This is a genomic window from Micromonospora sp. NPDC049047, assembly GCF_040649135.1.
GTDB lineage: Bacteria > Actinomycetota > Actinomycetes > Mycobacteriales > Micromonosporaceae > Micromonospora.
The window spans coordinates 73,480-85,628 of record NZ_JBEZEY010000014.1; the positions used below are offsets into that span (position 1 = coordinate 73,480).

The 12,149-nt window shown below is 72.3% G+C and carries 13 protein-coding genes; 4 read left to right on the top strand and 9 right to left on the bottom strand.

All coding sequences use genetic code 11. The features are described from left to right. Positions 1-43: 43 nt before the first annotated feature. A complete protein-coding gene (locus AB0B86_RS21825) occupies positions 44-412 on the bottom strand; it encodes a holo-ACP synthase (RefSeq protein ID WP_357402901.1) in 369 nt (122 codons plus the stop codon). Positions 413-586: 174 nt separating this feature from the next. Between AB0B86_RS21825 and AB0B86_RS21830 the strand changes: the two genes are divergently transcribed. Together AB0B86_RS21830 and AB0B86_RS21835 are read left to right on the top strand one after the other, a co-directional pair. Further along, the gene (locus tag AB0B86_RS21830; RefSeq protein ID WP_357402899.1) at positions 587-883 is read left to right on the top strand and encodes a type VII secretion target; all 297 of its coding nucleotides are present in this window, start codon (positions 587-589) and stop codon (positions 881-883) included. Continuing rightward, complete coding sequence (locus tag AB0B86_RS21835; RefSeq protein WP_357402897.1) at positions 880-2,472, top strand: alpha/beta hydrolase; 1,593 nt, start codon at positions 880-882, stop codon at positions 2,470-2,472. The genes AB0B86_RS21830 and AB0B86_RS21835 overlap by 4 nt, the downstream gene beginning before the upstream one ends. A gap of 5 nt (positions 2,473-2,477) precedes the next feature. On the opposite strand, the gene glmS is transcribed toward AB0B86_RS21835, so the two are convergent. Further along, positions 2,478-4,391, bottom strand: coding sequence for a glutamine--fructose-6-phosphate transaminase (isomerizing) (glmS, locus tag AB0B86_RS21840; protein ID WP_357402895.1), 1,914 nt, complete (start codon positions 4,389-4,391; stop codon positions 2,478-2,480). Between the two features lie 237 nt (positions 4,392-4,628). Here glmS and AB0B86_RS21845 point away from each other — a divergent pair, with 237 nt between their 5' ends. Together AB0B86_RS21845 and AB0B86_RS21850 are read left to right on the top strand one after the other, a co-directional pair. Continuing rightward, positions 4,629-5,315 carry a hypothetical protein gene (locus AB0B86_RS21845; RefSeq protein ID WP_357419707.1) on the top strand — a complete coding sequence of 229 codons (687 nt, stop codon included), beginning with the start codon at positions 4,629-4,631 and terminating at the stop codon, positions 5,313-5,315. Between the two features lie 10 nt (positions 5,316-5,325). Beyond that, on the top strand, positions 5,326-6,513 hold the full coding sequence (locus tag AB0B86_RS21850; RefSeq protein WP_357419709.1) for a pyridoxal phosphate-dependent aminotransferase: 1,188 nt from the start codon (positions 5,326-5,328) through the stop codon (positions 6,511-6,513). A gap of 62 nt (positions 6,514-6,575) precedes the next feature. Here AB0B86_RS21850 and glmM read toward each other — a convergent pair whose 3' ends face one another. The 7 genes from glmM to AB0B86_RS21885 form a co-directional block, all read right to left on the bottom strand. Continuing rightward, positions 6,576-7,934 (bottom strand): phosphoglucosamine mutase, encoded by a 1,359-nt coding sequence (glmM, locus tag AB0B86_RS21855; RefSeq protein WP_357402888.1) that lies wholly within the window; start codon positions 7,932-7,934, stop codon positions 6,576-6,578. Positions 7,935-8,051: 117 nt separating this feature from the next. Further along, complete coding sequence (gene rpsI / locus AB0B86_RS21860; protein WP_357402886.1) at positions 8,052-8,525, bottom strand: 30S ribosomal protein S9; 474 nt, start codon at positions 8,523-8,525, stop codon at positions 8,052-8,054. A 20-nt stretch (positions 8,526-8,545) separates the two neighbouring features. Continuing rightward, positions 8,546-8,989: a 50S ribosomal protein L13 gene (gene rplM, locus AB0B86_RS21865; RefSeq protein WP_053653864.1), complete on the bottom strand. Its 444-nt coding sequence runs from the start codon at positions 8,987-8,989 to the stop codon at positions 8,546-8,548. 209 nt (positions 8,990-9,198) lie between these two features. Then, positions 9,199-10,581, bottom strand: coding sequence for a nitrate/nitrite transporter (locus AB0B86_RS21870; protein ID WP_357419715.1), 1,383 nt, complete (start codon positions 10,579-10,581; stop codon positions 9,199-9,201). Between the two features lie 124 nt (positions 10,582-10,705). After that, positions 10,706-10,999, bottom strand: coding sequence for a type II toxin-antitoxin system PemK/MazF family toxin (locus AB0B86_RS21875; protein ID WP_357402882.1), 294 nt, complete (start codon positions 10,997-10,999; stop codon positions 10,706-10,708). Then, positions 10,989-11,246: a DUF6364 family protein gene (locus AB0B86_RS21880; RefSeq protein WP_088950199.1), complete on the bottom strand. Its 258-nt coding sequence runs from the start codon at positions 11,244-11,246 to the stop codon at positions 10,989-10,991. Before AB0B86_RS21880 ends, AB0B86_RS21875 begins: the two co-directional genes overlap by 11 nt. Before the next feature lie 88 nt (positions 11,247-11,334). Further along, positions 11,335-12,030, bottom strand: coding sequence for a methyltransferase domain-containing protein (locus AB0B86_RS21885; RefSeq protein WP_357402880.1), 696 nt, complete (start codon positions 12,028-12,030; stop codon positions 11,335-11,337). Positions 12,031-12,149 lie beyond the last annotated feature (119 nt).

Below are 12,149 nucleotides of genomic sequence, written 5' to 3' on the forward strand. Positions count from 1 at the left end.
CCACTCGTTCGCGGGTGGACCCGACCGGTCCGCCCGGTCGACGTCACCGTTCCGCGACCACCATCGCCGACGCGATCCCCCCGTCGTGCGACAACGACAGATGCCAGTGGTTGACCCCGCGCGCCTCGGCCGCCGCCGCGACGGTGCCGGCGACAGCCAGCCAGGGACGGCCATCCGGGTCGGCCCTGATCTCGCAGTCGTGCCAGCGCAGCCCGGCCGGGGCACCGAGCGCCTTGGCCACCGCCTCCTTGGCGGCGAACCGGGCGGCGAGCGACTCCGGCCGGCGCGGGTGGCCGGAGCGGGTCTGCCGCTCGGCGGTGGTGAAGAGCCGGTCGGCGAGCAGCGGCGTGCGTGCCAGGGCCCGGGCGAACCTGTCGACCAGGACCACGTCGATGCCGACGGCGACGATCACCACCACACCCTACCGGCGGTCGGGGCCGCAGATTAGTCGTCGGGCCCGCGGTGGGCAACGGCTGTGGACAAGCCGGGGTACGGCCCACCGTCCGCTGTCCACAGGGCACTCCGGTGCCCGTCGGACCTGCCTAGCGTCAGCGCGTCGATGCCGATCGTCCACGGGGGTGTGGTCATGACCGATGAGCTGTTCGCCGTCCGGCCGGAGGAGCTGCGGGAGGTCGCCGGTGCGCTCGACGACGAGGCGCACCGGTTGGCGCTGGGCCTCGCCAGGGTGCCCGGGTTGCTGGTGGTCGCGCCCGAGTGGCGGTCCGGTGCGGCGCTGGCCGGGCTGGAGGCGGCGGGGCATGCCTGGTTCTGCCGGCTGGGTGCCCGGGTCGCGGCGACCTCCGGTGGGGTTCGGGCGGCGGCCGAGGCGTACGAGACGGCGGACGACCGGGCCGCCGGCCGGTTCGCCGCGCTGCCCCGGTGAGCGAGGTCGCCTACCGGCAGTTGTGGGCGGCCGATCCGGGTGGTTGGCGGTCCGCCGGGGTGGCCTGGGCCGGGCTCACCGGGCCGGTCGACAAACAGGTCGGCGAGTTGGGCGCGGCTGGCGCGCGGCTGCGCAGCGGCTGGTCCGGTGCGGCGGCCACGGCGGCGGATGCGCAGTTCGCCGGTCTCGGTGCGGAGCTGGCCTCGATCACACCCGCGCTGATCGAGGTCGACCAGGTGCTGGCCGAGCTGGCGGGCCGACTGACGGTGGCGAAGGCACGGCTCGCGGCGGCGGTCGCCCAGGCGGACGCGGCCGGGCTGATGGTGGACCGCGCGGGCGGGGTGCACGTCGATCCCACCCGGGTCCGGCCCACCGAGCGGGCCGGCGTGGCGGCGGCCCGGGTGGCGGCGGCCCTGCGCGACGCACTCGACGGGGCCGGAGCGGCAGATCGGTTCGCCGCGGACCGCCTGGACGAGCTGACCCGGGCCGCCGGTTCGGGTTGGGCATCCCCGCCACCGCCGGGTCGGCCGGCGGCCGGCGCCGCACCGACGCTGGTCCGCGCCTGGTGGTCCGGGTTGACGTCGGCGCAGCGCCGGTGGCTGATCGGGCACGAGAGTGCGTTCGTCGGCCGGTTGGACGGGGTGCCGGTGGCCGCCCGGGACCAGGCCAACCGGCTGCGGCTCGGGGTCTGGCGCGCGGAGTTGCTCGCGGAGCGGCGGCGGTTGCTGTCCCGGGTGCCGCCGGGGCCGCTCACGTCGCTGCGCCTGCACGGGGTGGCCGGGCGGTTGGCCGGCCTGGAGGCGTTGGCCGGGCGGCTCACGGCGGGCGGGGAGCCGCGGGCCTATCTGCTCGGGTTGGCTACGGCCGGCGAGGGCCGGACGGTGCTCGCGCTCGGCGACCCGGACCACGCCGACCGGGTGCTCACCTACGTGCCGGGGATGGGTTCCGGGCTGGAAGACGCCCCCGGTGAGGTGGGCAGGGCGGCGCGGGTGCTGGACCGGTGCGTCGCGCTCGCCCCGGGTGAGCGCAGCGCGGCGGTGCTCTGGTTGGACTACGACGCCCCGGATCTCGTGACCGACGCGGCTTCGGCGGGCCCGGCACGCGATGCCGGCCCGGCGTTGCACCGCTTTCAGGAGGGGCTGCGGGCCACCCACGAGGGGCCACCGGCCCGGCAGACAGTGCTGGGGCACAGCTACGGGTCACTGGTGGTGGGGACGGCCGCCCGGGAGCACGGGCTGGCCGCCGACGCGCTGGTCTTCGTCGGCTCGCCCGGGGTCGGCGCGTCGCACGCCGCCGAGCTGGGCGTGCCACCTGGTGAGGTCTGGGCGAGCAGGGCACCCGACGACGTGATCCGCGCCGCCCGCCCGGTGGACGAGCTGGGCCGACGCGCCCTGTTCAGTGTGGCCCCCCTGGCCGTCGGGTGGGGCTGGTCCGACCGCACCGGGCACGAGCTGTGGTTCGGTCACGACCCGTCGGATCCGGGCTTCGGCGGTCGGGTCTTCGGCAGTGGGCGAGGCGGGCACAGCGGTTACTGGGACCCGGGCAACCCCGCGCTGGACGGGATGGCCCGGGTCGTGCTGGGGCGTTGAGCTGCCTACTCGACGGTGACCGACTTGGCCAGGTTGCGGGGCTGGTCCACGTCGTGCCCACGGGCGTCGGCGATCTCGGCGGCGAGCACCTGCAACGGCACAGTGGTGACGAGCGGGGCCAGCAGCGTCGGCGTACGCGGCACGTAGATCAGGTGGTCGGCGTACCGGACGACGGCCTCGTCGCCCTCTTCGGCGATCACGATGGTCCGCGCGCCACGGGCCCGGACCTCCTGGATGTTGGAGACGACCTTGTCGTGCAGCATGCCCCGGCCGACCGGCGAGGGCACCACGCAGATCACCGGCGTGCCCTTGTCGATAAGCGCGATCGGACCGTGCTTCAGCTCGCCGGCCGCGAAGCCCTCGGCGTGCATGTACGCCAGTTCCTTGAGCTTCAGCGCGCCCTCCAGCGCCACCGGGTAGCCGACGTGCCGGCCGATGAACAGCACTGTGGGTTCGGATTTCAGGTCCCGGGCCAGTTCACGGACGGGCTCGATCCGGTCGAGCAGCTCCCGCAGCTTGCCCGGGATCTCCTGCAACTGCGCGACCACCGCGCCCACCTCGTCGGCGAACTTGATCCCACGCACCTGGGCCAGGTGCAGGCCGATCAGATAGCAGGCGACGACCTGGGTGAGGAACGCCTTTGTGGACGCAACGGCGATCTCCGGCCCACCGTGGGTGTAGAGCACCGCGTCCGACTCGCGGGGGATGGTCGAGCCGTTGGTGTTGCAGATTGCCAGCACCCGGGCCTTCTGCTCCTTGGCGTGGCGCAACGCCATCAGGGTGTCCATCGTCTCGCCGGACTGGGAGATCACCACGATCAGCGTGGACCGGTCGAGCACCGGGTCGCGGTAGCGGAACTCGCTGGCCAGCTCCACCTCGCAGGGGATCCGCGTCCAGTGCTCGATGGCGTACTTGGCGACCAGGCCGGAGTGGTACGCCGTGCCGCAGGCCACGATGAAGATCTTGTCGACGTCGCGCAGGTCCTGGTCGCTGAGGCGGACCTCGTCCAGGGCGATCTCACCGTTCTCGGTGAGCCGGCCGAGCAGCGTGTCGGCGATGGCCTGCGGCTGCTCCTCGATCTCCTTCAGCATGAACCAGTCGTAGCCGCCCTTCTCGGCCGACGAGGAGTCCCAGTCGATGTGGAAGTCCTTGCCGGCGGCGGGCTGACCGTCGAAGTCGGTGATCTCGATGCTGTCGGCGGTGATCAGCACGATCTGGTCCTGGCCCAGCTCGACCGCTTCCCGGGTGTGCTCGATGAACGCGGCCACGTCGCTGGCCAGGTAGTTTTCCCCGTCGCCCCGGCCGACCACGAGCGGCGAGTTGCGTCGGGCACCGACGACCGCGCCGGGCACTGCGGCATCGACGGCGAGCAGCGTGAAGGCACCTTCCAGCCGCTGGCAGACCACGCGCATGCCGGCGGCGAGCAACTGCGGGCTGTCCGGTTGGCCGGCGGCACGCAGGTCGGCCAGCGCGGCGGAGAGCAGGTGCGCGGCGCACTCGGTGTCGGTGTCGCTCGTGAACTGGACACCGTCGGCCTCCAGTTCGGCGCGGAGCCTGGCGAAGTTCTCGATGATGCCGTTGTGGATCACCGCGACCCGCCCGTCGCCGGCGACGTGCGGGTGGGCGTTGCGGTCGGTCGGGCCGCCGTGGGTGGCCCACCGGGTGTGTCCGATGCCGGTGGTGCCGTCACCGATGCCGATCGGGCTGGCTGCGCAGGAGGTGGGGTCCTCGGCGGCCCGCTCGGAGAGCACCTTCTCCAGGTTGGCCAGCTTGCCGGCCTTCTTCTCGGTGAGCAGTTGGTCGTCGCAGACGATTGCCACGCCCGCCGAGTCGTAGCCGCGGTATTCCAGTCGCCGAAGCCCGTCGAGGACGATGCCGAGAGCGGGGCGTGCGCCCGCGTATCCCACGATTCCACACATGGCCCGCAGCCTAACCCAGTTTCGCTCACCATGGGTGCGCGAAAGTCGGGTTATCAAACACGGAATCTGAGCGATCGGTGGTGGACGGGTCGCAACGGGACGAGCGTCACAGCCCGGTCGGACCCGCCCGGGACAGGTGGGGTTGCGGCACGCCTTCGGGTACGAAAGTCTCTCGGCGGGTTCGGCGCGCCTGCCCTCGGCCCGTTCGTCTCATACCCGATCCTGTCCGGAGCAGCCATGTCCGACGCGCCGCCGCCCGATCCGTCCCCCTCCTCCCCCTCCTCCCCCTCGGATCCGGCACCCAGCCCATCGCCGTCGGATCCGACGGCGCCGCCGTCCTCGGCTCCGCTCCCGGCACCCGACCCGCTCGCGCCGGGCCAGCCGTGGGCACCACCGGCTCCCTGGACGCCCACACCCTGGGCGCCGCCCCCACCCACTACCGAGTGGACGCCACCCCCACCGTCGAGCGAGTGGACGCCGCAACCGCCCGACGCCGCCGACCCGACCCACGCCGGTTCGCCCCCGCAGGCCGGCTGGCCGCCGCACGCCGGTTCGCCGCCGCACGCCGGCTGGCCGCCGCCCACCGGCTGGTCCCCGCCCACCGGTGAGGCACCGCCGGCCGGATGGCAGCCGTCAGCCGGTTGGCCGCCGCCCGGCTATCCGCCGCCGTACGGCTACCCCGGCTACCCGCAGCCCGGCGGCGGCCGGAGCACGAACACCGGCCGGATCGTCGGGATCGTCGTCGCGATCTTCGTGGCGCTCGTCGTGCTCGTCTGCGGTTGCCTCTGCGCGGCTGGCTTCCTGGTGGACGAACCCGGCTCGGCGCCGGGCAACGACGAGCCGTATGTCGTTCCCGACGGTTGGGCCGCACCCGCCACCCGTGCGCCGGTAGCGGGCCTGGGGTTCAGCCTGCCGTGGTCGTAGGCTGGCGCAGGTGACGAGCACCGATGTCGACCCGCTGGTGGCCCGGATGCGGCCGTTCGGCACGACAATCTTCGCCGAGATGTCCGCCCTCGCCGTGCGCACCGGCGCGATCAACCTCGGCCAGGGTTTCCCGGACACCGACGGCCCACCGGAGATGCTGGCCGCCGCCGCCGAGGCGCTGCGCGGCGGGCAGAACCAGTACCCACCCGGCCTGGGGATTCCCGCGCTACGCGCGGCGGTCGCGGCCCATCAACTGCGGTTCCACGACCTGGCGTACGACCCGGACCGCGAGATCGTGATCACCGCCGGCGCGACCGAGGCGGTCGCGGCGAGCATCCTCGCGCTCTGCGAGCCGGGCGACGAGGTGGTCTGCTTCGAGCCGTACTACGACTCGTACGCCGCCTCGATCGCGCTGGCCGGCGCGGTCCGGCGGCCGGTGACCCTGCGCCCGACCGCCGACGGCCGGTACGCCTTCGACCCGGCGGCGTTGCGCGCGGCGTTCAACCCCCGCACCCGTCTGGTGCTGCTCAACTCGCCGCACAACCCGACCGGCAAGGTCTTCACCCCGGCCGAGCTGGCATTGATCGCCGAACTGTGCCAGCAGCACGACACGTACGCGGTCACCGACGAGGTGTACGAGCACCTGGTCTTCACCGACGCGGCGAGCCCGCACGTGCCGCTGGCCACCCTGCCCGGGATGCGGGAGCGGACGCTGCGCATCTCGTCCGCGGGCAAGACGTTCTCCTGCACGGGTTGGAAGGTCGGCTGGGCGAGCGGCCCGGCGGCCCTGGTCTCGGCGGTGCTGCGGGTGAAGCAGTTCCTCACCTACGTCAACGCCGCGCCGCTGCAACCGGCGGTCGCGGTGGCGCTGGCCCTGCCGGACGACTACTACACCGGTTTCCGCGACGGGCTCCAGCGGCAGCGTGACCAGCTCGTGGGTGGTCTCACCGACGCCGGGTTCGAGGTGCTCGGCTCGGAGGGGACGTATTTCGTGACCGCCGACGTGACCGCCCTCGGCGGGCGGGACGGGGTGGAGTTCTGCCGTTCCCTGCCGGAGCGTTGCGGGGTGGTGGCGGTGCCCACCCAGGTCTTCTACGACGACACCGACGCCGGTCGGCGACTGGTCCGTTTCGCCTTCTGCAAGCGCCCTGAGGTGCTGGCCGAGGCGGTCATCCGGCTGCGCGCGCTGCGCCGCTGATCCAGCCGGTCGGCCGACCGGCGGTGGAGCTGTGAGGTGCGGCTCCACCGCGTCCAACCGGCCTACGAGGTGGCGGGGCTGGCGGTGCGGACCTGCTCGGCGATCCGTTCGGCGATCAAGCGGGCGCTCTCTTCGGTGGCGGCCTCGACCATCACCCGGACCAGCGGCTCGGTGCCCGACGGACGCAGCAGCACCCGCCCGGTCTCGCCCAGCTCCGCCTCGGCCCGCTCGACTTCGGCACGGACGGCCGGGGCGGCGGCACCGACGGTCCGGTCGCCGACCGGCACGTTGATCAGCACCTGGGGCAGTTTGGTGACCACCGAGGCCAGCTCGGCGAGGGACTGGCCGGTGGCGGCCATCCGGGCCATCAGGTGCAGGCCGGTGAGCACTCCGTCGCCGGTGGTGGCGTGCGCGGGCATGACGATGTGACCGCTCTGCTCACCGCCGAGCGCCAGCCCGGACGCGCGCAGGGCCTCCAGGACGTACCGGTCGCCGACCTTGGTCTCGATCAGCCGGATGCCCTGTGCGGACATCGCCAACCGCAGGCCGAGGTTGCTCATCACTGTCGCGACCAGAGTGTCCTGGGTGAGCGTGCCGGCGTCCCGCATGGCCAACGCGAGGATCGCCATCACCTGGTCGCCGTCGACCTCCTCACCGTCGGCGCTGACCGCCACGATCCGGTCGGCGTCGCCGTCGTGCGCGATGCCCAGGTGGGCGCCGTGCTCGACCACTGCCTCGCGCAGCGCCTCGATGTGGTTGGAGCCGCACTCGTCGTTGATGTTCAGGCCGTTCGGCTCGGCGTGGATCGCGATGACCTCCGCGCCGGCTTCCCGGTAGGCGACCGGGGCGACCTCGGCGGCGGCGCCGTTGGCGCAGTCGACAACGACCTTGATCCCGTCCAGCCGGTGCGGCACCGCTCCGACCAGGTGCTGGACGTAGTGGTCGGCACCGTCGAGCAGGTCGTGCACCCGGCCGATGCCGGCGCCGGTCGGCCGGTCCCAGGCGGTGGTGGCGTTGGCCTCCACGGCGGCCTCGATCTGCATCTCGATCTCGTCGGGCAGCTTGTGGCCACCGGCGGCGAAGAGCTTGATGCCGTTGTCGGGCATCGGGTTGTGTGACGCGGAGAGCACCACGCCGAGGTCGGCCTTGGCCTCGGCCGTGAGGAACGCCACCGCCGGGGTGGGCAGCACGCCGACCCGCACCACGTTCGCACCGGCACTGGTCAGGCCGGCGACCACTGCGGCTTCCAGCATCTCGCCGCTGGCCCGGGTGTCCCGGCCGACGACGGCCAGCGGCGGGTGGCTGCGGTCCGTCTCGGCGAGCGTGTGCGCGGCGGCCACCGCCACCGCCAGTGCCAACTCCGGGGTGAGATCCGCGTTTGCCCGCCCGCGTACGCCGTCCGTGCCGAACAACCGACCCATACCCGCCAACCTCCGTGGTGCGCTGCCGATGTGCAGAAAGCGAAACGGCCGGCCGCCTCCCCGAGTCCAGGGGAGGCGAACCGGCCGTCCGTCAGAAGTACAACGCGCTTGAGAAGATCAGCGCTTCGAGTACTGGGGAGCCTTACGGGCCTTCTTGAGGCCGTACTTCTTGCTTTCCTTGACCCGAGCGTCCCGGGTGAGGAAGCCGGCCTTCTTCAGGGCCGGGCGGTCATCGGGCTCGTTGACGATCAGCGCCCGCGCGATGGCCAGCCGCAGCGCACCGGCCTGGCCGGTGGTGCCGCCGCCACGCAGGTTGGCGATGACGTCGAACGCCTCGGGCTTCTCGGCGGTGACCAGCGGGTCCTTGATGAGCTGCTGGTGCACCTTGCTCGGGAAGTACGCCTCAAGGTCGCGGCCGTTGCAGGTGATCTTGCCGGTGCCCGGGACGATGCGGACCCGGACGATGGCCTCCTTGCGGCGGCCCACGGTCTGGATCGGCCGGTCACCACGAGGCGCGCGGGCAACGGGCGCCGGCGCCTCGGTGGCCTCGGGGGCTTCCGGGGCGACCTCGGTCTCGATGATGTCGGTCATGCTGCTTCCTTCGCCCGCGCTCACTGCGCGATCTGCTTGATCTCGAACGGCACCGGCTGCTGCGCGAGGTGCGGGTGCTCGGCACCGGCGTAGACCTTCAGCTTCTTGATCAGCTGACGGCCGAGCTTGTTGTGCGGGAGCATCCCCTTCACAGCCAGCTCGATGGCCCGCTCGGGACGCTTGGTCAGCAGCTCGTCGTAGCCGATCTGCTTCAGACCACCCGGGTAACCGGAGTGGCGGTAAGCGACCTTGGTCTGGCGCTTGTTGCCGGTCAACGCAACCTTGCCCGCGTTCACGATGACGACAAAGTCGCCCGTGTCGACGTGCGGCGCGAAAGTCGGCTTGTGCTTACCACGCAGCAACGTGGCGGCGTGGGTGGCCAGGCGGCCCAGCACGACATCAGAGGCGTCGATGACGTGCCACTGACGCTCGATCTCACCCGGCTTCGGGCTGTACGTACGCACAGGTCTACCTTGTCTCGTCGTCGGTCTGGGGTCGCGCGCCGAGGTGACCAGATCTTGCAGGCCGGACCAGCGCGCACGAACGACCAAGCGTACCTGATAGGGCACGCCTCTGGATGTCGTACAACAGCAGGCAACGATACCCGGCGCGGTGTCCGCAGGTCAAAACGGGGGTGCCGTTGCCTCCGGCGACCCGCCGGTGGTGGTCCAGCTCACACGCCGGCGAGCCGATCGGTGCCCGGACGACGATAGACCACCCAGGTGACCGCGAAGCACAGCGCGTACCAGCCGATGAAGGCCAGGTAGGCGGCGTCGGCGTTGCCGGAGCTGAGGAACGACTGCCGGAACGCGACGTTCACCAGCACCCCACCGGAGGCCCCGATCGCACCCGCGATGCCGATCAACGCGCCGGTCATCCGCCGCGCCCAGCGGGCGGCGGCGTCCGGGTCGCGACGACCGTCGGCCACCGCGTCCGCCGCCCGCGCCCGGAAGATCGCCGGGATCATCTTGTACGTGGAGCCGTTGCCGATGCCGGAGAAGACGAAGAGGGCGAGGAACCCGGCCAGGTAGAGCCCGAACGAGCGCTCCCGGGCCGCGTACAGCACCAGGCCCGCGCCGGCCGCCATGGCGACGAAGTTCCAGAAGGTCACCCGGGATCCACCCAGCCGGTCGGCGAGGTGCCCGCCCAACGGCCGGATCAGCGAGCCGACGAGCGGGCCGAGGAAGGTCAACCAGGCCGCGTCGACCGGGGTGGGGAACCGCTCGGCGAACTGGAGTTGGAGCACCTGACCGAAGGCGAAGCCGAACCCGATGAACGAGCCGAAGGTGCCGATGTAGAGCAGCGACATGACCCAGGTGTGCGGGTCACGGGCCGCCTCGCGCAGCGCGCCCGGCTCGTTGCGCGCCCCGGGCACGGTGTCCAACCAGCGGGCCGCGGCCAGCGCGGCGAGCACGATCAGCGGCAGGTAGACCGCCGGGACCAACCGGGGGTACGCGGCACCGGCGGTGGCGAGCACCGCCAGCCCGACCAGTTGCACAGCTGGTACGCCGAGATTGCCGCCACCGGCGTTGAGCCCGAGCGCCCGCCCCTTGAGCCGCTGCGGGTAGAACAGGTTGATGTTCGCCATCGAGGAGGCGAAGTTGCCGCCGCCGACCCCCGTGAGGCACGCGAGCACCATCAGGGTGGAGTAGGACACCCCGGGTTCCAGCAGCACCGTCATCGGCACCGTCGGCACCAGTAGCAGCAGCGCGCTGATGGTCGTCCAGCGCCGCCCGCCGAAGCGGGCCACCGCCAGGGTGTACGGCAGGCGCAGCACCGCCCCCAGCGCGGCCGGCACGGCGGTGAGCAGGAACTTCCCGGCCGGGTCGATGCCGTACGCGGGACCGAGGAAGAGCACAGTCACCGACCAGAGGCTCCACACCGAGAAGCCGACGTGCTCGGCGAAGATCGAGACCCACAGGTTGCGCCGGGCGATCGGGGCGCCCGTCGCCTGCCAGAAGTCGGGGTCCTCGGGACGCCAGTCGTCGAGCCGGCGTCCACGCGCGGTGGCGGCCGGCGGCGCGGCGGTGACTGCGGTGCTGGTGAGCGTGCTCACGGCGGCTCCTCCTCGTCGATGTGACGAGGAGAGACGCTAGGAACACCGGGTTACCTGGCAGTGCCCGTCATGGGTCGGCCCGGAAACGGGGCCCGCACCACGGGCCGGTGGCGATGGTGAGGTGTCAGAGCTGCTGGAGGATGCGCAGTGCGCGGCCGATCCGGGCCATGGTGTCGGTGTCGGCGATGTCCACGCATTCGGTGAACCACTTCTTCATCGGCGAGGAGATGCGGTCGGGCATCACCACGTACCTGCCCATCGACACGGCCAGCGGCGAGTCGCGCAGCAGTGACTCCTCGACCACCTCGACCACGATCACGATGGGCACGTCTGTGGAGTTGTAGACGTCTGAGCTGACCACGAGCCCGAGACGTTCCCGGGCGCCCTCGATGCGCCAGACCTCTCCCCTACGCAGCACGCGGTCGTCCGCCGGAGAGCAGGTCGTTGACCATGCCCACCTCGCGGGCGTCGGCGAGCGCGGCGGACTCCAGGTCCAGGCCGGCGCGGCCCACGGCGGCGGCGTGCGCGGTGAAGACCTCGCGCAGCGCCTTCTCGCGGGCGGCCTGGTCCATCCACGCCGAGAGCGACAGCCCTTCGCGCTTGGCGAACCGCCGCGCCTCTTCGATCGTCTCGTCGGTGAACGAGAGAGTCACCTTGGCAGTCATGCCGCTGAGACTACCCAGCGGTATGACTGCCAGTCATCCGCACGTTCACCGGCTCACCCTCGGCCGTCGAAACGTACATTCCGCCGGCTTACCCGGCCTGGCCGCCGAACACCGCGAAGCGCCACTCCTTGAAGTAGCAGTCGACGTCGACCAGGCCGGCCTCGGTGAGCCACCGGCACTGGTCGGCCACCGTCGCCGGCCGGTCGTGCCGCATCCGCCCCAGGGAGGCGGCGATCTCGTCGGGGGACGCGCCCAACTCGGTGATCCGCTCCAGCCACACCTCGCCGTAGCGCCGGTCCAGCTCGGGGGTCGGGCCGGCGACCTGCTCGGCGTTGACGAAGACCCCGCCCGGCGCCAACGCGGCGGCGGCCCGCCGGTAGAGCGCGCGCTTGCCCGCGTCGTCCAGGTGGTGGATCGCCAACGCGCTGACCACCGCGTCGTACCGGCCCGGCGGCAGCTCGTCGGACAGGTCCGCCAGGACCGTCCGGTGCGGCACCGACCGGGCACTGAGCTGTTCGGTGGCGCGGGCGAGCATCGCCGGCGCACCGTCCACCAGGGTCAGCCGGACCCCGGGCACCGCCGCGGCGAGCAGCAGCGAGAGCAGCCCGGTGCCCGCGCCGAGATCCAACACCTCCGGGGTACGCCCGGCGGCGAGCGCCGCGCGCAGCGGTGGCGCGGCCACCTGGATGGCGGTGCCGTAGAAGGCGTCGAAGCAGGGGATCAGTCGTCGGCGTTCCTCGTCATACGTGCCGGCCACGGCGTTGAAGACGTCTGTAACACTCATCGCACGCTCCCACAGTTTGAGACAGTTTTCCCACATTATAGACCCACTCCCTGGCCGCCGGCAGCTCCGAGTCGGCTGTCCGGGCGAGGTCTCCGACCGGAGTGGCTTGTGCTGGTGAG